Genomic DNA, 19,629 nt, shown 5'->3' with positions numbered 1-19,629 from the left:
GGGGCTTTTTCGTTCTAGAGGTTCAGGCGGAAATAGACGCCGTTGCGATGCGGCCGGTAGTAACGGTCGTGATATCGCCAGTAACGATGCTCCCGCCAGCGCCGCTCGGCGCGCCAGTCGCGATAGTGGTGTCTGTTATAGCGCCAGCCATGGCGATAATAATAACGATGGTTGTTCCGGTAGTGACGGTGCCGGACCTGAACGACATCGCTCTTTTCCACAGCCGCAACCGGCGCCTGCGACCGCGGCATGGCCGAGACAGGCTCCGCCGCAACGAAGGCCGAGCCGATCGAAAGAACGGCCGCAATGGCAAAATGGGCGATTTTCATAACGCATCTCCTTGGTAGTTCATGCCCAAGGTTGGCCCCGGCGGCCTGAACTCGCTCTGAAGACGGGCTTCATGTTAGGTTCATGCGGAGGAAAGCGCGAAGATCGATCACGAAATCGCGTCAAAAAGGTTTTCTCCTTTACACAAGGGCAGAATCTGCTACTTGGCACGCATTGCCCTTGTAGCTCAGTTGGTAGAGCACCTGATTTGTAATCAGGGGGTCGCGGGTTCGAACCCTGCCGGGGGCACCATTCCAAGCCGGACAAGCCATGTTTTCCCCAGACGCCACGCCGGCGCGCAAAACACCTTGTCGCACAAGCCCTTTATCCTTTAGCTAGGCGAGCATCATAAAAGGGCATTGCATGGGCCGGTCATTTCAGACGCTTGGTTTTCTGGCATCTTCCGCCACCGAGGCGCTGGCGGCGCGTGAGGAATTGATTCGCATCTATGGCGATGTGCCCGCCGAGGAGGCCGATGTCATTGTCGCGCTTGGCGGCGATGGCTTCATGCTGCAGACGCTGCATGGCACGATGAACAGTGGCAAGCTTGTCTATGGCATGAACCGCGGTTCCGTCGGCTTCCTGATGAACGATTACAAGACGGAAGATCTGCAGGACCGTATCTGCGCTGCCGTCGAGAATGTCTTCCGGCCGCTACAGATGACGACAGCCAATGCCGACGGGACCAATTCGACAGCACTTGCGATCAACGAGGTCTCGCTGTTTCGCCAGTCCTACCAGGCCGCGAAGCTGCGGGTCGAGGTCGATGGCCATGTGCGGCTCGAAGAGTTGATTTGCGACGGCCTGATGGTGGCGACGCCGGCGGGCTCGACGGCCTATAACCTCTCGGCCCATGGTCCGATCCTGCCGCTGGAGGCGCCGCTTCTGGCGATGACGCCGGTGAGCGCCTTCCGTCCGCGGCGCTGGCGCGGCGCGCTGCTGCCGAACAAGGTGACGGTCGATATCCATATTCTGGAAGCGGAGAAGCGGCCGGTGAATGCCGTTGCCGATAATTCCGAGGTCAAGTCGGTGCTGCATGTGCGCATCGCCCAGTCGGAACATATGACGGCACGCATCCTCTCCGATCCGGACCGCTCCTGGTCCGACCGCATTCTGGCAGAACAATTCGAGGATTGAGATGAGAGCCGCAAACTTACTTCTGGCTGCCGCTCTTTTCTCGGGCGCGGGGATGGCGGCTGCAGCACCAGCCGCCGACACGATCCTGCCGTCGTCGATCACCTTTGCGACGAGCACCGGCTACTGGGAAGAGGCGAAGGGCGAGATTGCCATCGAGCGCGCGCCAGGTGCAGCCCAGCCGGCTGCCATCAGTGCGGAGCCGCGGCACGGCTATTACAAGATCTTCGCCGTCCGTCAGCCGGACCGCACGTCCAAGGTCTACCTGCAGCAGATTGCCCAGGCCGACGAGGGCCCCGAGGTCGTTTCCACTCTCGAGCTGCATGAGTTCACCGACATAAAGCCCTATGTGACCGACATCCGTCCGGAGAATTCCACCGGCATCATCAAGCAGCCGGGCCTCTTCGCCACGGTCTACCTGAAGACCGATCCGGATGCCGAGCCCGACGGCTGGACCGTGATGATCGACGAGTTCGGCGAGATCACCGTCGAGAAGGCCAGCAACTGACAGCAGAAAGCCCCGGTCATGCCGGGGCCTTGCACATCAGGTGATGGATTCAGGTCTACTGCTGCACAGGCTCGTTGATGCTAGCCTCGATCTTGGCGCCGTTGCCGGTCTGTCCGGCGCCGGATGGCGTCATCATCACGATGCTGAGCACTGAGCCGACCATCAGAACTACGACCACGATCATGATTCGCATGCGGTTTTCCTTGCGTTAATCTGCGAGGCAAACGCGCGGTGCGGTTTGTGGTTCCAGGCGCCTATTGCGCAGGAGCAGGCGCTGTGGGGTCGGTAACGGCAGGTGGCGAGGGCGCCAGGGGGTCGGATTGCCGTGTCGGCTGGGAGGGATCGACCCAGACCAGACTGAGGATGATGCCGACGAAAACTGCGATGAACAGAATGCCGAACAGGAGGGGCCGGATTGCCATGCCGGATTGCTTCCTTCTCGCTTGCCGTTTCGGTCCGGCGGCTTCTAGCCGCCGCATGCGTTCATTTTGAGTCCGCCGGCTGATCTCACCTATTTCGCCAGATAAAGCCGCGCCGCATAGAGCGCGATCGCTGCCGCGTTCGAGACGTTGAGCGATTTGATCGCGCCCGGCATGTCGAGCCGCGCCAGCGCATTGACCGTCTCGCGCGTCTTCTGCCGCAGGCCCTTGCCCTCTGAGCCGAGAACGAGTGCCACTTTCTCTCCGGTAAAGGTCCCTTCGAGCGGCGCCGGTCCTTCCGAATCAAGCCCGATCGTCACGAAGCCGAGCTTGTGCAGCTCGCCCACCGCATCGGCGAGATTGGTGATCTGTATATAAGGAATGAGTTCAAGGGCGCCGGAGGCCGATTTTGCCATCACGCCCGATTCGGTCGGGCTGTGCCGCTGCGTGGTGATCACGGCACCGGCATTGAAGGCGACGGCCGAGCGCATGATGGCGCCGACATTATGCGGATCGGTCACCTGGTCGAGAACCAGAAGCAGCGGGCTGTCCTTCAGCGCTTCCAGCCGGCGTACGGGCAGGGGCCGCGTTTCCAGCATGACGCCCTGGTGGATGGCGTCGGGGCCAAGCATCTTGTCGATATCATGCGGCGCCACCATCTCGACCGGAATGCCGAGCGTCTCGGGATCGATCTCCAGGCGGACGAGCGCATTCTGCGTCACCGAAAGCTTGATGTTGCGTCGCTCTTTATTGTCGAGCGCGGCGCGCACCGTGTGCAGGCCATAGAGATAGACCTGTTCGGGCGCCAGAACCGGCGGCTTCCAGTCGTCGCCGCCGCGCTTGCGTTTTTGCGGGGCAGGGGTGGGGATCTCGCCGCGCTCGCGTTTTGCATCGCGGTGCTGGCGGCGCAGCGTTGCATAATGCGTGTCGCGCGGGGTTTTTTCGGTTGCGGGCTTGCCGCCGGATTTGTTGTCTTTGCTCATGCGGCTTTATAGCGGCGCGATCTCGCTGCGCATAGGTCTCATTCGTCTCCGGGCCTTTCAACAGGCAATGAATTTTTTCACATTTTTTCTTTTGTCTTCGTGTTGACATGTGAAAACGCACCGGTCATATACGCGGCGCAGATCGAGGGCGGCGACGCCAAACGATCGCAAGCTTGGTCTTCCGATCCAGACGAAAAGTTATGGAGAGATGCCCGAGTGGTTAAAGGGGACGGACTGTAAATCCGTTGGCTCAGCCTACGTTGGTTCAAATCCAACTCTCTCCACCATTCGTCTCGATCGGACCAATCCCGCGGGTATAGCTCAATGGTAGAGCAGCAGCCTTCCAAGCTGAATACGCGGGTTCGATTCCCGCTACCCGCTCCAGGTTTTCTTTTCATTTTCAAATAATTCTGCAGTCTTGAGCGGCATCGATCTTGTGCGCTGAAGATTGTCTCCCATATGGGCAGCAAAGCCCGGAAGACCGTTCGCAATTAGGTCTTGCGCAATCCCGCCGAAAGCCTTAAACGGCGGCACTAAACCGGTTCGCCGGGGTCACCCATTTCGTTCACAGGAAGCATTCAAATGGCAAAGAGTAAGTTTGAGCGCAACAAGCCGCACGTAAACATCGGCACGATCGGCCACGTTGACCACGGCAAGACGTCTCTGACGGCAGCGATCACGAAGTATTTCGGCGAGTTCAAGGCGTATGACCAGATCGACGCTGCTCCGGAAGAAAAGGCACGCGGCATCACCATCTCGACGGCCCACGTCGAGTATGAGACCCCGAACCGCCACTACGCGCACGTCGACTGCCCCGGCCACGCCGACTACGTCAAGAACATGATCACCGGTGCCGCACAGATGGACGGCGCGATCCTGGTTTGCTCCGCTGCTGACGGCCCGATGCCGCAGACCCGCGAGCACATCCTGCTCGCTCGCCAGGTTGGCGTTCCGGCTATCGTCGTGTTCCTCAACAAGGTCGACCAGGTTGACGACGCCGAGCTTCTCGAACTCGTCGAGCTCGAAGTTCGCGAACTGCTGTCGTCCTACGACTTCCCGGGCGACGACATCCCGGTCGTCAAGGGTTCGGCTCTGGCCGCTCTCGAAGATTCCGACAAGAAGATCGGCGAAGACGCGATCCGCGAGCTGATGGCTCAGGTCGACGCCTACATCCCGACGCCTGAGCGTCCGGTTGACCAGCCGTTCCTGATGCCGATCGAAGACGTGTTCTCGATCTCGGGCCGTGGTACGGTTGTTACGGGCCGCGTCGAGCGTGGTATCGTCAAGGTTGGCGAAGAAGTCGAAATCGTCGGCATCCGCGCGACCTCGAAGACGACGGTTACCGGCGTTGAAATGTTCCGCAAGCTGCTCGATCAGGGCCAGGCCGGCGACAACATCGGCGCACTGGTTCGCGGTGTTAACCGTGACGGCGTCGAGCGTGGTCAGATCCTGTGCAAGCCGGGTTCGGTCAAGCCGCACAAGAAGTTCAAGGCAGAAGCCTACATCCTGACGAAGGAAGAAGGCGGCCGTCATACGCCGTTCTTCACCAACTACCGTCCGCAGTTCTACTTCCGCACGACGGACGTGACGGGCATCGTCACGCTGCCGGAAGGCACGGAAATGGTTATGCCGGGCGACAACGTCACGGTTGACGTCGAGCTGATCGTTCCGATCGCGATGGAAGAAAAGCTGCGCTTCGCTATCCGCGAAGGCGGCCGTACCGTCGGCGCCGGCATCGTTGCCTCGATCGTCGAGTAATCGGCTGTCGCATTGAATAAAGAAGGCCTCGCTGGAAACAGCGGGGCCTTTTTCGTTTTTGTTGACTTCGATTAGTATCATCGTATGATACCAATGCGAGACGCCCGGTGATCCGATCATATAAGGACAAGCTCAGCCAATCGATTGCCGATGGATCGATCCGAAAGGGCTTTCCTGCTGATCTTGTTCGCAGGACGCAGCTGATGCTGGCAGTGCTGAATGCCGCGGCCGATCTCAACGACCTTCGATCCCCGCCGGGAAATCGCTTGGAGAAATTGGCGGGAGACCGGGAAGGGCAGCATTCCGTCCGCATCAACAAGCAATGGCGCATCTGTTTCGTCTGGACGGAAAGCGGACCGGGCGATGTCGAAATCACGGACTATCATTAGAATGAATGGAGCTATGGACCATGGTTGAGAATATTCTGCCGGCGATCCATCCCGGTGAAATCCTGCGGGAGCTCTATCTCGAGCCATTGGAAATCTCGCCCTATATGCTGGCAAAGAAGCTCGGCGTTCCCCGGACCCGCATCGAGCGTATCGCGGGTGGGAAGGTGGGCATCACGACTGATACCGCGCTGCGGCTCGCCAAATTCTTCCGCACGACGCCCGAGTTCTGGATGAACCTGCAGGTGAGCTACGACATCAAGGTCCAAAAGGACGCTATGGCGACGGCGCTTGCCGCCATCCCCGAGGTCGAGGCAGCCTGACGCAGCAGCGCCACCCTTGCGCTGCGTTGCAAAGCCTTTATCTATCCCTGCGATTTTCATGACGCGGAGGATATTTCATGAAGAAGCGTATTCTTTTCACCGGTGGTTCGGGCAAGGCAGGGCGGCACACCGTGCCGTGGCTGGTCGCCAAGGGCTATGAGGTCCACAATATCGATCTCGTGCCGCTGGAAAGCCCCGGCGTCACCAATCTGATCGCCGACATCACCGATAGCGGCCAGGTCTTTAACGCGCTGTCGATGCATCGTGACTTTCCCGATCTCGAGAGCGGGAAGGGCGTCCAGCCGTTCGACGCGGTCATTCATTTTGCCGCCGTGCCGCGCATCCTCATCAAGCCTGATAACGAGACCTTCCGCATCAATACGATGGGCACCTATAATGTCATCGAAGCGGCAGTGAAGCTCGGCATCCGCAAGATCATCGTCGCCTCAAGCGAGACGACCTATGGCGTCTGCTTCGCCGAGGGACATCGCGATTTCCACCAGTTTCCGCTGGATGAGGATTACGACGTCAATCCGATGGATTCCTATGGCTTGTCGAAGGTGATCAACGAGAAGACGGCAAGGGCCTTCGCCGAACGCACCGGCGCCGACATCTATGCGCTGCGCATCGGCAATGTCATCGAGCCGCATGAATACGAGAAGTTCCCGGCCTTCTTCGCCGATCCGGAGATTCGCAAGCGCATTGCCTGGAGCTATATCGATGCTCGCGATCTTGGCCAGATCTGCCATCTCTGCATCGAAAAGGATGGTCTCGGCTACCAGGTCTTCAATGCCGCGAACGACACTGTCTCGGCCAATACGCCGTCGAAGGAGCTCGCCAGACGGTTTTTCCCCAACGTTCCCTTCACGCGCGAGATCGGCGAATATGAGGGGCTTCTCTCCAACCGCAAGATCCGCGAAGTGCTGGGCTTCAAGGAAGAACACAACTGGCGCAACTACGTGAAGGTCTGACGGAAACGTCTTGAAGCGGCAGAGGATTGGGAAAAATCGAAAACGGGACTTGCCAATCCTTTGCCGCCGTCTTAAAGGGAGCGCCATGCTTTGCGGAAGCGCTTCGGCCGAATGGCCAAGGAGCTGAAACGAAAGCGTAAAGGGGTATAGCTCAGTTGGTAGAGCGGCGGTCTCCAAAACCGCAGGTCGGGGGTTCGAGCCCCTCTGCCCCTGCCATTTTCCTCGAACGGGAAGCGCGGACGTTCTCGCGGCGTTCCGGCCGGGGAGGCGCAATGGCTAATTTCGTTAAACTTCGGTTTCCCTCTTGTCGAATTGGGAATCGGTGTTTATGTAGGGTTCAACAGACACGCGGTGCGTGGGGCTGATATGTTCAGCTTTACGCGCCGTAATTGCGTGGGCAGTCGATGGCATCCAAATCCAATCCACTAGCGTTTCTCCAGCAGGTTCGCTCCGAGACGGCGAAGATCACTTGGCCGTCGCGCCGTGAGACGATGATCTCGACGATCATGGTTCTGGTAATGGTGGTTTTTGCCGCGCTGTTTTTCTTTGCTGCCGACCAGCTGATCAGCTGGCTTTTGAGCTTCGTGCTCAACGTCAGCAACTGATCGGGTGGAGATAAAAGATGGCGGCACGTTGGTACATCGTCCACGCGTATTCGAATTTTGAAAAGAAGGTTGCCGAGGACATCGAGAACAAGGCTCGCCAGAAAGGGCTTGAGCACCTGTTCGAAAAGATTCTCGTGCCGACCGAGAAGGTGGTTGAAGTGCGCCGCGGCCGCAAGGTCGACAGCGAGCGCAAGTTCTTCCCGGGCTACGTCATGGTTCGTGCGAACCTGACCGACGAAGCCTACCACCTGATCAAGAACACGCCGAAGGTCACGGGCTTCCTTGGTTCCGACAACAAGCCGGTTCCGATCCCGGACTCCGAAGCCGAGCGCATTCTCGGCCAGGTTCAGGAGGGTGTCGAGCGTCCGAAGGCCTCGGTCAGCTTCGAGATCGGCGAGCAGGTTCGGGTTTCCGATGGTCCGTTCGCCTCGTTCAACGGCACGGTTCAGGATGTGGACGAAGAGCGTTCGCGCCTGAAGGTGGAAGTGTCGATCTTCGGCCGCGCGACGCCGGTCGAGCTCGAATACGGTCAGGTCGAGAAGGTCTGATTTCAAGAATCGGAGGCTGGTCCTTGAGGCTGGCCTTCGGGCGGCGAAAGCCGCAGCGCGTGGAAGGTGAGGGGCCTTAGCCGGGTCGCAATTATCCGAACCACGCAACCGCAGCCGCCGGAGCAATCCGGCATCAAGGGCCGGGCAACCGGCCGTCAGTGAAAGGCAGAGAGATATGGCTAAGAAAGTTGCAGGCCAGCTCAAGCTTCAGGTCAAGGCAGGATCGGCTAACCCGTCCCCGCCGATCGGCCCGGCGCTTGGTCAGCGTGGCATTAACATCATGGAATTCTGCAAGTCGTTCAACGCGGCTACGCAGGAAATGGAAAAGGGTATGCCGATCCCGGTCGTCATCACCTATTACCAGGACAAGTCCTTCACCTTCATCATGAAGCAGCCGCCGGTCAGCTACTTCCTGAAGAAGGAAGCGAAGATCCAGTCCGGTTCGAAGACGCCCGGCAAGGGCGCCAACGCCGGCAAGCTCACCAAGGCTCAGATCAAGTCGATCGCCGAAGCCAAGATGAAGGATCTGAACGCAGCAGATATCGAAGGTGCAATGGCGATGATTGAGGGCTCTGCCCGCGCCATGGGCCTGGAAGTGGTAGGTTAAGACCATGTCAGGCAAGCGCACCAAGAAGATCAACGAAGGTGTTGATCCCACGAAGCTCTACGCACTCGGCCTCGCTATCGGCATGGTCAAGGAGCGTGCTGTCGCCAAGTTCGACGAGACCATCGAAATCTCGATGAACCTCGGCGTTGACCCGCGCCACGCCGACCAGATGGTCCGCGGCGTCGTCAACCTGCCGAACGGCACCGGCCGCGACGTTCGCGTCGCTGTTTTCGCCCGCGGCGCCAAGGCTGACGAAGCCAAGGCTGCAGGCGCAGACATCGTCGGCGCCGAAGACCTGGTCGACATCGTCCAGGGCGGCAAGATCGATTTCGACCGCGTCATCGCGACCCCCGACATGATGCCGCTCGTCGGCCGTCTCGGTAAGGTTCTCGGCCCGCGCGGCATGATGCCGAACCCGAAGGTTGGCACGGTAACGATGGACGTCACGGGTGCCGTTAAGGCTTCCAAGGGCGGCGCCGTTGAATTCCGCGTCGAAAAGGCCGGTATCGTACACGCCGGCATCGGCAAGGCATCCTTCGATGCCAAGGCTCTGGAAGAAAACATCCGCGCCTTCGCTGACGCCGTCATCAAGGCAAAGCCGGCTGGCGCCAAGGGTAACTACGTCAAGCGCGTAGCGATCTCTTCGACCATGGGTCCGGGCGTCAAGATCGAGGTTGGCTCGGTCACGGCTCCGGCCGCCTAATGAATTTGCCGGGCTTTTGCCCGGCAGCAAGAATTCCGGCCTCGCAAGGGGCCGGGATATTCCGGAGAAATCCGGAATCCTGTCCGAGATTGCAGGTGGTTTTCCCTTAATCACTTGGCCTGCATGAGACGGGTAAGACCCGAATTTCTGAAGTTCGCTTCATTGATCCGGTTCGAGCCTTGGATGCCTTGTGCCTTCGGCCTTTTCTGGCGCGAAGCGCGAGGGGACAGGATCCTCAAGCGTCGCTTGGGATCGCAATTGATCCCGGGAGGCAAAAGGCAACCCGGTAGGGCCTTACAGGTCCTGCCAACTGGAGATAGGCAGTGGAAAGAGCGGAAAAACGCGAATTCGTCACGGAACTGAACGAAGTCTTCAAGGCTTCGGGCTCGGTTGTCGTGGCCCACTATGCTGGTGCTACAGTCGCGCAGATGAACGACTTCCGTTCGAAGATGCGCGCAGCTGGCGGTACCGTCAAAGTCGCGAAGAACCGCCTGGCCAAGATCGCCCTTCAGGGTACGGAAGCGGAAGGGATTTCCAATCTCTTCACCGGTCAGACGCTCATTGCATACAGCAATGACCCGATCACCGCTCCGAAAGTCGTCGTGGATTTCGCCAAGACCAACGATAAGATCGTTGTTTTGGGCGGCGCCATGGGAACAACCACGCTCAACGCCGATGCAGTCAAGTCGCTTGCGACCCTGCCGTCGTTGGACGAACTGCGTGCAAAGCTGGTCGGTATGATTCAGACCCCGGCTACCCGCATCGCAGGCGTTGTTGCAGCACCGGCAAGCCAGCTTGCTCGCGTGTTCTCGGCTTACGCCAAGAAGGACGAAGCCGCATAAGGCGGTTTTTTGCTGTTTATAAAACACCGGTTCGAACCGAACAAAAGGAACTGATAACATGGCTGATCTCGTAAAGATCGTTGAAGACCTCTCTGCTCTGACCGTCCTGGAAGCTGCTGAGCTTTCCAAGATGCTCGAAGAAAAGTGGGGCGTTTCTGCTGCTGCTCCGGTAGCAGTTGCTGCTGCTGGTGGCGCTGGTGGCGCTGCAGCTCCGGCTGAAGAAGAAAAGACCGAGTTCGACGTTATCCTGGTTGACGCTGGCGCCAACAAGATCAACGTCATCAAGGAAGTCCGCGGCATCACCGGCCTCGGCCTGAAGGAAGCCAAGGACCTCGTCGAAGGCGCTCCGAAGGCTGTCAAGGAAGGCGTTTCCAAGGCTGAAGCTGCCGACATCAAGAAGAAGCTTGAAGACGCTGGCGCAAAGGCCGACGTCAAGTAATCTTGAACTGCATCTGGGAGGCGGTATGTTTACCGTCTCCCATTTGCCGTTTTCCTGAACAAATTACCCAAAAGCCGCGTGAAAACGGCTTTTGGGTAATGGGTTCTTCAAGAGGATGGTCTCGAACCGCAGCATGAAGGCAATCCGGCCTCTTGTTTCGGGAAGTGAGACGAGATTGAACCAACCCATTGGTTGACGGGGTCGACTGGCCATCGGTTCCCGTCCGTTGCAGGCCCGGATGCAATTTTTGAAGGAGCGACGATGGCTCAGACCCTTTCGTTCAACGGTCGTAGGCGCGTACGCAAGTTTTTTGGTAAAATCCCCGAAGTCGCAGAGATGCCGAACCTCATCGAGGTTCAGAAGGCGTCCTACGACCAGTTCCTGATGGTTGAAGAGCCCAAGGGCGGCCGCCCTGACGAAGGCCTTCAGGCCGTCTTCAAGTCTGTTTTCCCGATCACGGATTTCTCCGGCGCTTCGATGCTGGAATTCGTTTCCTACGAATTCGAGCCGCCGAAGTTCGACGTCGATGAATGCCGTCAGCGCGACCTGACCTACGCAGCGCCCCTCAAGGTGACGCTGCGCCTCATAGTGTTCGATATCGACGAGGATACCGGCGCGAAGTCCATCAAGGACATCAAGGAACAGTCCGTCTACATGGGCGACATGCCGCTCATGACCAACAACGGTACGTTCATCGTCAACGGCACCGAGCGCGTCATCGTTTCGCAGATGCACCGTTCGCCGGGCGTGTTCTTCGATCACGACAAGGGCAAGAGCCATTCTTCCGGCAAGCTGCTCTTTGCTGCCCGCGTGATCCCGTATCGTGGTTCCTGGCTCGATATCGAATTCGACGCCAAGGACATCGTCTATGCCCGTATCGACCGCCGCCGCAAGATTCCGGTGTCGTCGCTGCTGATGGCCCTCGGCATGGACGGTGAGGAAATCCTCGACACCTTCTACACGAAGTCGCTCTACAAGCGCGACGGCGAAGGCTGGCGCATTCCCTTCAAGCCGGAAACGCTGCGTGGCGCCAAGGCGATCACCGAGATGGTCGACGCCGACACCGGCGAAGTCGTTGTCGAAGCCGGCAAGAAGCTGACCCCGCGTCTGCTCCGCCAGCTCTCCGAAAAGGGTCTCAAGGCCCTGAAGGCGTCTGACGACGACCTGTACGGCAACTTCCTGGCCGAAGACATCGTCAACTACTCGACCGGTGAGATCTATCTCGAAGCCGGCGACGAAATCGACGAGAAGACCCTGCCGGTCATCCTGTCGAACGGTTTCGACGAGATCCCGGTTCTCGGTATCGACCACATCAATGTCGGCGCCTACATCCGCAACACGCTACACGCAGACAAGAACGAGAACCGTCAGGACGCTCTGTTCGACATCTACCGCGTCATGCGCCCGGGTGAACCGCCGACCATGGAATCGGCCGAAGCCATGTTCAACTCGCTGTTCTTCGATGCGGAGCGTTACGACCTCTCCGCCGTCGGCCGCGTGAAGATGAACATGCGTCTCGACCTCCAGGTCGACGACACCGTCCGCATCCTGCGCAAGGACGACATCCTGGCCGTGGTCAAGATGCTCGTCGAACTGCGCGACGGTAAGGGCGAAATCGACGACATCGACAACCTCGGCAACCGTCGCGTTCGCTCCGTCGGCGAACTGATGGAAAACCAGTACCGTCTCGGCCTGCTCCGCATGGAGCGCGCGATCAAGGAACGCATGTCCTCGATCGAAATCGACACGGTCATGCCGCAGGATCTGATCAACGCCAAGCCGGCAGCAGCTGCCGTCCGCGAATTCTTCGGCTCCTCGCAGCTGTCGCAGTTCATGGACCAGGTGAACCCGCTTTCGGAAATCACCCACAAGCGCCGTCTCTCGGCACTTGGCCCGGGTGGTCTGACCCGCGAGCGCGCAGGCTTCGAAGTCCGCGACGTTCATCCGACCCACTACGGCCGCATTTGCCCGATCGAAACGCCGGAAGGTCCGAACATCGGTCTCATCAACTCGCTGGCGACTTTCGCGCGCGTCAATAAGTACGGCTTCATCGAAAGCCCGTACCGCCGCATCGTCGATGGCAAGGTCACGAACGACGTTCTCTACCTGTCGGCCATGGAAGAAGCGAAATACTACGTCGCACAGGCCAACGCCGCGCTCGAGAAGGACGGTTCCTTCGTTGACGAGTTCGTCGTCTGCCGTCACGCCGGCGAAGTTATGCTTGCTCCGCGCGACAGCATGAACCTGATGGACGTCTCGCCGAAGCAGGTCGTTTCGGTCGCAGCCGCTCTCATCCCGTTCCTGGAAAACGACGACGCCAACCGCGCTCTCATGGGCTCGAACATGCAGCGTCAGGCCGTTCCGCTGCTGCGTGCTGAAGCTCCGTTCGTCGGCACCGGCATGGAGCCGGTCGTTGCCCGCGACTCCGGCGCTGCTATCGGCGCCCGCCGCGGCGGCGTTGTCGACCAGGTCGACGCGACGCGTATCGTTATCCGTGCGACGGAAGACCTCGAAGCTGGCAAGTCCGGCGTCGATATCTACCGCCTGCAGAAGTTCCAGCGTTCGAACCAGAACACCTGCGTCAACCAGCGTCCGCTGGTCACCGTCGGTGACGTTGTCAACCGCGGCGACATCCTCGCCGACGGCCCGTCGACGGACCTGGGCGATCTCGCACTCGGCCGCAACGCGCTCGTCGCGTTCATGCCGTGGAACGGTTACAACTACGAAGACTCGATCCTGCTCTCCGAGCGTATCGTTGCTGATGACGTGTTCACCTCCATCCACATCGAAGAATTCGAAGTGATGGCCCGTGACACCAAGCTAGGTCCGGAAGAAATCACGCGCGACATTCCGAACGTTTCGGAAGAAGCGCTGAAGAACCTCGACGAAGCCGGTATCGTCTACATCGGCGCCGAAGTTCAGCCGGGGGATATCCTCGTCGGCAAGATCACGCCGAAGGGCGAAAGCCCGATGACGCCGGAAGAAAAGCTCCTGCGCGCCATCTTCGGTGAAAAGGCATCCGACGTGCGCGACACGTCCATGCGCATGCCGCCCGGCACCTACGGCACGATCGTCGAAGTGCGCGTCTTCAATCGCCACGGCGTTGAGAAGGACGAGCGCGCGATGGCAATCGAGCGCGAAGAGATCGAGCGTCTTGCAAAGGACCGCGACGACGAGCAGGCGATCCTCGACCGTAACGTCTACGGCCGTCTGATCGACATGCTCCGCGGCCAGATGTCCATCGCGGGCCCGAAGGGCTTCAAGAAGGGCACCGAACTGTCGAACGCCGTCGTCTCCGAATATCCCCGCTCGCAGTGGTGGATGTTCGCCGTCGAAGACGAGAAGGTCCAGAGCGAACTCGAAGCTCTGCGTGGCCAGTACGACGAATCCAAGTCGCGCCTTGAACAGCGCTTCATGGACAAGGTCGAGAAGGTCCAGCGCGGCGACGAAATGCCTCCGGGCGTCATGAAGATGGTCAAGGTCTTCGTCGCTGTTAAGCGCAAGATCCAGCCAGGCGACAAGATGGCCGGCCGTCACGGCAACAAGGGTGTCGTGTCGCGTATCGTGCCGGTCGAAGACATGCCGTTCCTCGAAGACGGTACGCATGTCGACGTCGTTCTGAACCCGCTCGGCGTGCCGTCGCGCATGAACGTCGGTCAGATTCTCGAAACGCATCTCGGCTGGGCTTGCGCCGGCATGGGCCGCCAGATCGGCGACATGCTGGAAGCCTACAAGGCGAGCGGCAACATCGAGCCTCTGCGCAAGACGATTGGCGACGTTGTCGGCGAGGGTCCGAAGGCCGAGCAGGTCAAGGATTTCGACGACGAGTCGGTCCTGCGTCTTGCCGACCAGTGGAAGCGCGGCGTTTCGATCGCGACGCCGGTTTTCGACGGCGCGCACGAAGGTGACGTCAACGAGATGCTGGCTCTCGCCGGTCTGAAGGAAAGCGGTCAGTCGACCCTTTACGACGGCCGTACGGGCGAGCAGTTCGACCGCCAGGTCACTGTTGGCTACATCTACATGCTGAAGCTGAACCACCTTGTCGACGACAAGATCCACGCCCGTTCGATCGGTCCTTACTCGCTCGTTACCCAGCAGCCGCTGGGCGGCAAGGCGCAGTTCGGCGGTCAGCGCTTCGGCGAAATGGAAGTCTGGGCACTGGAAGCATACGGTGCAGCTTACACGCTGCAGGAAATGCTCACGGTCAAGTCGGACGACGTCGCCGGCCGTACCAAGGTCTACGAAGCCATCGTCCGTGGCGACGATACGTTCGAAGCGGGTATCCCCGAAAGCTTCAACGTTCTCGTCAAGGAAATGCGCTCGCTCGGTCTGTCTGTCGAACTGGAGAACTCCAAGGTCGATGAACAGCAGGCGAGCCAGCTGCCGGACGCAGCCGAGTAACCATCTGATAGGGTGTGCGCTGTAAATCAGCGCACACCGTTCCCGCTCTGGCCCCGTAACGTGTTGGCCGGGCAGGGACGATTTCGCCGCATTCTGCGGTTATTGTCGTTTTGAGCGTTGGCGCGGCTCCCGGGATTTGCCGCCGTCGATCGCAAGCTAAGGGCGCATCCGCCCATGAAGGAGACAGGCATGAACCAAGAGGTCATGAATCTTTTCAATCCGCAGGTGCCTGCACAGAATTTCGATAGCATTCGAATTTCTATCGCATCGCCGGAGAAGATCCTCTCCTGGTCCTACGGCGAGATCAAGAAGCCGGAAACCATCAACTACCGTACGTTCAAGCCGGAACGCGACGGTCTCTTCTGCGCGCGCATTTTCGGACCGATCAAGGACTACGAATGCCTTTGCGGCAAGTACAAGCGCATGAAGTACAAGGGCATCATCTGCGAAAAGTGCGGTGTCGAAGTTACGCTGTCGCGCGTTCGCCGTGAGCGCATGGGTCACATCGAGCTCGCCGCTCCCGTTGCCCACATCTGGTTCCTGAAGTCGCTTCCGTCGCGCATCTCGACCCTGCTCGACATGACGCTGAAGGATGTAGAGCGCGTTCTCTACTTTGAAAACTACATCGTCACCGAGCCGGGCCTCACAGCGCTCAAGGAGCACCAGCTCCTGACGGAAGAAGAGTACATGCTGGCCGTCGACGAATACGGCGAAGACCAGTTCACCGCCATGATCGGTGCTGAAGCCATCTACGAGATGCTGGCATCGATGAACCTCGAGAAGATCGCTGGCGATCTGCGCTCCGAGCTTGCCGACACCACGTCGGATCTCAAGCAGAAGAAGCTGATGAAGCGCCTGAAGATCGTCGAGAACTTCATGGAATCGGGCAACCGTCCGGAATGGATGATCATGAAGGTCGTCCCGGTCATCCCGCCGGACCTGCGCCCGCTCGTTCCGCTCGATGGCGGCCGTTTCGCGACGTCGGATCTGAACGATCTGTACCGCCGCGTCATCAACCGTAACAACCGTCTGAAGCGCCTGATCGAACTGCGCGCTCCGGGCATCATCATCCGCAACGAAAAGCGCATGCTGCAGGAATCTGTGGACGCGCTGTTCGACAACGGCCGCCGTGGCCGCGTCATCACCGGCGCCAACAAGCGTCCGCTGAAGTCGCTGTCCGACATGCTCAAGGGCAAGCAGGGCCGCTTCCGTCAGAACCTGCTCGGCAAGCGCGTCGACTATTCCGGCCGTTCGGTCATCGTGACCGGTCCGGAACTGAAGCTTCACCAGTGCGGTCTTCCGAAGAAGATGGCGCTCGAGCTCTTCAAGCCGTTCATCTACGCCCGCCTCGACGCCAAGGGTTATTCCTCGACCGTCAAGCAGGCCAAGAAGCTGGTTGAAAAGGAAAAGCCGGAAGTCTGGGATATCCTCGACGAGGTCATCCGCGAGCATCCGGTTCTCCTGAACCGCGCACCGACGCTGCACCGCCTGGGTATCCAGGCCTTCGAACCCACCCTGGTCGAAGGCAAGGCCATCCAGCTGCACCCGCTCGTCTGCACGGCCTTCAACGCCGACTTCGACGGTGACCAGATGGCCGTTCACGTGCCGCTGTCGCTCGAAGCCCAGCTCGAAGCCCGCGTTCTGATGATGTCGACGAACAACATCCTGCACCCGGCAAACGGTGCACCGATCATCGTTCCGTCGCAGGACATGGTTCTCGGCCTGTACTACCTCGCGATCATGAACCAGAACGAGCCGGGCGAAGGCATGGCCTTCTCCGATCTCGGCGAGCTGCATCACGCGCTTGAAAACAAGGTCGTGACGCTGCACACCAAGATCCGCGGCCGCTTCAAGTCGATCGGCGAGGACGGCAAGCCGTACTCGAAGATCTATGAAACGACTCCGGGCCGTCTGCTCATCGGCGAACTCCTGCCGAAGAACGGCAAGGTGACCTTCGACGTCTGCAACCAGGAAATGACCAAGAAGAACATCTCCAAGATGATCGACACGGTCTACCGTCACTGCGGCCAGAAGGACACGGTCATCTTCTGCGACCGCATCATGCAGCTCGGCTTCGCCCATGCCTGCCGCGCCGGCATTTCGTTCGGCAAGGACGACATGGTCATTCCGGAAACCAAGGCAAAGATCGTTGGCGACACCGAAAACCTGGTCAAGGAATACGAGCAGCAGTACAACGACGGCCTGATCACTCAGGGCGAGAAGTACAACAAGGTCGTTGACGCCTGGGGTAAGGCTACCGAAAAGGTCGCTGAAGACATGATGGCCCGCATTAAGGCTGTCGAGTTCGATCCGAACACCGGCCGCCAGAAGCCGATGAACGCCATCTACATGATGTCGCACTCGGGTGCCCGTGGTTCTCCGAACCAGATGCGCCAGCTGGGCGGCATGCGCGGCCTCATGGCCAAGCCGTCGGGCGAAATCATCGAAACGCCGATCACGTCGAACTTCAAGGAAGGTCTGACCGTCAACGAGTACTTCAACTCGACGCACGGCGCCCGTAAGGGTCTCGCAGACACCGCTCTGAAGACGGCTAACTCCGGTTACCTGACCCGCCGTCTCGTCGACGTCGCGCAGGATTGCATCGTCAACCTCGTGGATTGCGGCACCGACAAGGGCCTCACCATGACCGCCATCGTCGATGCCGGTCAGGTCGTTGCTTCGCTCGGCGCTCGTATCCTCGGCCGTACGGCTCTTGACGACATCGATCATCCGATCACCGGCGAGCGTCTTGTCGACGCTGGCAAGATGATCCTTGAGCCCGATGTCATCGAGATCGAAAAGGCTGGTATCCAGTCGATCCGCATCCGTTCGGCTCTGACCTGCGAAGTTCAGACGGGCGTCTGCTCGGTCTGCTACGGCCGCGACCTTGCTCGCGGTACGCCTGTCAACATGGGCGAAGCAGTCGGCGTCATCGCGGCTCAGTCGATCGGCGAGCCGGGCACGCAGCTCACCATGCGTACGTTCCACCTTGGTGGTACGGCAAACGTGGTCGACCAGTCGTTCCTGGAAGCCTCGTACGAAGGTACGATCCAGATCAAGAACCGCAACGTTCTGCGCAACTCGGAAGGCAACCTCGTTGCCATGGGCCGCAACATGACCGTCCAGATCCTGGACGAGCGTGGCGTGGAGCGCTCCTCGCAGCGCGTCGCCTACGGTTCGAAGCTGCATGTCGACGAAGGCGACAAGGTCAAGCGCGGTCAGCGTCTGGCAGAGTGGGACCCCTACACCCGTCCGATGATGACGGAAGTAGCCGGTACCGTTCAGTTCGAAGACCTGGTCGACGGTCTCTCCGTTCTCGAAGCGACCGACGAATCCACCGGCATCACCAAGCGTCAGGTTATCGACTGGCGCTCGACGCCGCGCGGTTCCGACCTGAAGCCGGCAATCGTCATCAAGGACGCCAGCGGCAATGTCATGAAGCTGTCGCGTGGTGGTGACGCCCGCTTCCTGCTCTCGGTCGACGCCATTCTGTCGGTCGAGCCGGGCACGAAGGTCTCCCAGGGTGACGTTCTCGCACGTTCGCCGCTGGAAAGCGCCAAGACCAAGGACATCACCGGTGGTCTGCCGCGCGTTGCCGAACTGTTCGAAGCTCGCCGTCCGAAGGATCACGCCATCATCGCTGAGATCGATGGTACGATCCGCCTCGGCCGCGACTACAAGAACAAGCGCCGCGTCATCATCGAGCCGGCGGAAGACGGTGTCGAGCCGGTCGAATACCTGATCCCGAAGGGCAAGCCCTTCCACCTTCAGGAAGGCGACTATATCGAAAAGGGTGACTACATCCTCGACGGTAACCCGGCTCCGCACGACATCCTGGCGATCAAGGGCGTCGAGGCACTCGCTTCGTACCTGGTCAACGAAATCCAGGAAGTCTACCGCTTGCAGGGCGTTGTCATCAACGACAAGCACATCGAAGTGATTGTCCGTCAGATGCTGCAGAAGGTGGAAATCACCGATGCAGGCGACTCGACCTATATCGTCGGCGACAACGTCGATCGTATCGAGCTCGAGGACGTCAACGACGGCCTGATCGAACAGGGCAAGAAGCCCGCTTACGGCGATCCGGTTCTGCTCGGCATCACCAAGGCGTCGCTGCAGACCCCGTCCTTCATCTCCGCCGCGTCCTTCCAGGAAACGACGAAGGTGCTCACGGAAGCTGCGATCGCCGGCAAGACCGACGGCCTGCAGGGTCTGAAGGAAAACGTCATCGTCGGCCGCCTCATCCCGGCTGGTACCGGCGGTACGATGACCCAGATCCGCCGCATCGCCACGTCGCGCGACGAGATGATCCTCGAAGAGCGCCGCAAGGGCAGCGGTGCAGAATCGGCCACGCCGATGCTGCAGGACATGGCTGCCGAAAACGCTCCGGCCGCCGAATAAGCGACCAGCGTCTTGGAAATCGAAAACCGCCCGGAGCAATCCGGGCGGTTTTTCTTTTAGGCTTAGGAAAAGTGCGGGATCGTCCCGCGCATGACTGCATCGCGCAGCAGAAGCAGCAGCATGAAGACGGCGGTGATGCCGATGACGACGGAGATCCGCTTCATCCGCCGCTTTCGCTCCTCATCGCCCGGCGGCCGCCGCCCGCATTGTGGGCAGATCAGCAGGCCCGGCGGGATCTCCCGCTCGCAATATTCGCATTGAGCCATCGGTGCCT

The 19,629-nt window shown here is 59.7% G+C and carries 19 protein-coding genes and 4 tRNA genes; 18 read left to right on the top strand and 5 right to left on the bottom strand.

Features of this window, described 5'->3' with window-relative positions; all coding sequences use genetic code 11:
- Positions 1-14: 14 nt before the first annotated feature.
- Complete coding sequence (locus tag ACODR6_RS17920) at positions 15-329, bottom strand: hypothetical protein (RefSeq protein WP_130282513.1); 315 nt, start codon at positions 327-329, stop codon at positions 15-17.
- A 174-nt stretch (positions 330-503) separates the two neighbouring features.
- On the opposite strand from ACODR6_RS17920, the gene ACODR6_RS17915 reads away from it, so the two are divergent.
- From ACODR6_RS17915 to ACODR6_RS17905, 3 genes are all read left to right on the top strand, one after another.
- A tRNA-Thr gene (locus ACODR6_RS17915) sits at positions 504-579 on the top strand.
- Positions 580-690: 111 nt separating this feature from the next.
- A complete protein-coding gene (locus ACODR6_RS17910; RefSeq protein ID WP_112720409.1) occupies positions 691-1,464 on the top strand; it encodes an NAD kinase in 774 nt (257 codons plus the stop codon).
- A gap of 1 nt (position 1,465) precedes the next feature.
- Complete coding sequence (locus ACODR6_RS17905; protein WP_413709317.1) at positions 1,466-1,969, top strand: hypothetical protein; 504 nt, start codon at positions 1,466-1,468, stop codon at positions 1,967-1,969.
- 55 nt (positions 1,970-2,024) lie between these two features.
- Here the strand turns inward: ACODR6_RS17905 and ACODR6_RS17900 are convergent, their stop codons facing one another.
- From ACODR6_RS17900 to rlmB, 3 genes are all read right to left on the bottom strand, one after another.
- Positions 2,025-2,162, bottom strand: a complete 138-nt coding sequence (locus ACODR6_RS17900) for a hypothetical protein (protein WP_165402738.1) — start codon at positions 2,160-2,162, stop codon at positions 2,025-2,027.
- Positions 2,163-2,223: 61 nt separating this feature from the next.
- Positions 2,224-2,391 carry a hypothetical protein gene (locus ACODR6_RS17895; RefSeq protein WP_199628677.1) on the bottom strand — a complete coding sequence of 56 codons (168 nt, stop codon included), beginning with the start codon at positions 2,389-2,391 and terminating at the stop codon, positions 2,224-2,226.
- 89 nt (positions 2,392-2,480) lie between these two features.
- Positions 2,481-3,371 carry a 23S rRNA (guanosine(2251)-2'-O)-methyltransferase RlmB gene (gene rlmB, locus ACODR6_RS17890; RefSeq protein WP_199628676.1) on the bottom strand — a complete coding sequence of 297 codons (891 nt, stop codon included), beginning with the start codon at positions 3,369-3,371 and terminating at the stop codon, positions 2,481-2,483.
- Between the two features lie 202 nt (positions 3,372-3,573).
- On the opposite strand from rlmB, the gene ACODR6_RS17885 reads away from it, so the two are divergent.
- The 15 genes from ACODR6_RS17885 to rpoC all read left to right on the top strand — a co-directional run bounded on the left by ACODR6_RS17885 (position 3,574) and on the right by rpoC (position 19,355).
- A tRNA-Tyr gene (locus ACODR6_RS17885) sits at positions 3,574-3,658 on the top strand.
- A 23-nt stretch (positions 3,659-3,681) separates the two neighbouring features.
- Positions 3,682-3,755 (top strand) — tRNA-Gly (locus ACODR6_RS17880).
- Positions 3,756-3,953: 198 nt separating this feature from the next.
- A complete protein-coding gene (tuf, locus tag ACODR6_RS17875; RefSeq protein ID WP_130282487.1) occupies positions 3,954-5,129 on the top strand; it encodes an elongation factor Tu in 1,176 nt (391 codons plus the stop codon).
- A 107-nt stretch (positions 5,130-5,236) separates the two neighbouring features.
- A complete protein-coding gene (locus ACODR6_RS17870; protein WP_112716926.1) occupies positions 5,237-5,518 on the top strand; it encodes a type II toxin-antitoxin system RelE/ParE family toxin in 282 nt (93 codons plus the stop codon).
- A gap of 20 nt (positions 5,519-5,538) precedes the next feature.
- Positions 5,539-5,838: a HigA family addiction module antitoxin gene (locus ACODR6_RS17865; protein ID WP_199630020.1), complete on the top strand. Its 300-nt coding sequence runs from the start codon at positions 5,539-5,541 to the stop codon at positions 5,836-5,838.
- Positions 5,839-5,915: 77 nt separating this feature from the next.
- A complete protein-coding gene (locus ACODR6_RS17860; protein ID WP_112716922.1) occupies positions 5,916-6,809 on the top strand; it encodes an NAD-dependent epimerase/dehydratase family protein in 894 nt (297 codons plus the stop codon).
- A gap of 140 nt (positions 6,810-6,949) precedes the next feature.
- Positions 6,950-7,025 (top strand) — tRNA-Trp (locus tag ACODR6_RS17855).
- A 188-nt stretch (positions 7,026-7,213) separates the two neighbouring features.
- A complete protein-coding gene (secE, locus tag ACODR6_RS17850) occupies positions 7,214-7,414 on the top strand; it encodes a preprotein translocase subunit SecE (RefSeq protein ID WP_112716918.1) in 201 nt (66 codons plus the stop codon).
- 17 nt (positions 7,415-7,431) lie between these two features.
- Entirely contained in the window at positions 7,432-7,962 is a 531-nt protein-coding gene (gene nusG / locus ACODR6_RS17845) for a transcription termination/antitermination protein NusG (RefSeq protein ID WP_112716916.1), read from the top strand.
- A 175-nt stretch (positions 7,963-8,137) separates the two neighbouring features.
- Entirely contained in the window at positions 8,138-8,569 is a 432-nt protein-coding gene (gene rplK, locus ACODR6_RS17840; protein ID WP_112716914.1) for a 50S ribosomal protein L11, read from the top strand.
- Between the two features lie 4 nt (positions 8,570-8,573).
- Positions 8,574-9,272, top strand: a complete 699-nt coding sequence (gene rplA, locus ACODR6_RS17835) for a 50S ribosomal protein L1 (protein ID WP_112716912.1) — start codon at positions 8,574-8,576, stop codon at positions 9,270-9,272.
- A gap of 323 nt (positions 9,273-9,595) precedes the next feature.
- On the top strand, positions 9,596-10,114 hold the full coding sequence (rplJ, locus tag ACODR6_RS17830; RefSeq protein WP_112716910.1) for a 50S ribosomal protein L10: 519 nt from the start codon (positions 9,596-9,598) through the stop codon (positions 10,112-10,114).
- A gap of 58 nt (positions 10,115-10,172) precedes the next feature.
- Positions 10,173-10,553, top strand: a complete 381-nt coding sequence (gene rplL / locus ACODR6_RS17825) for a 50S ribosomal protein L7/L12 (RefSeq protein WP_112716908.1) — start codon at positions 10,173-10,175, stop codon at positions 10,551-10,553.
- A gap of 261 nt (positions 10,554-10,814) precedes the next feature.
- Positions 10,815-14,954: a DNA-directed RNA polymerase subunit beta gene (gene rpoB, locus ACODR6_RS17820; protein ID WP_112716906.1), complete on the top strand. Its 4,140-nt coding sequence runs from the start codon at positions 10,815-10,817 to the stop codon at positions 14,952-14,954.
- A 189-nt stretch (positions 14,955-15,143) separates the two neighbouring features.
- The gene (rpoC, locus tag ACODR6_RS17815; RefSeq protein WP_130282491.1) at positions 15,144-19,355 is read left to right on the top strand and encodes a DNA-directed RNA polymerase subunit beta'; all 4,212 of its coding nucleotides are present in this window, start codon (positions 15,144-15,146) and stop codon (positions 19,353-19,355) included.
- Positions 19,356-19,417: 62 nt separating this feature from the next.
- On the opposite strand, the gene ACODR6_RS17810 is transcribed toward rpoC, so the two are convergent.
- Positions 19,418-19,621 (bottom strand): hypothetical protein, encoded by a 204-nt coding sequence (locus ACODR6_RS17810; protein WP_489023333.1) that lies wholly within the window; start codon positions 19,619-19,621, stop codon positions 19,418-19,420.
- Positions 19,622-19,629 lie beyond the last annotated feature (8 nt).

This window comes from Rhizobium sp. FG96 (genome assembly GCF_057808655.1).
This window is presented reverse-complemented; position numbering and strand designations above follow the sequence as displayed.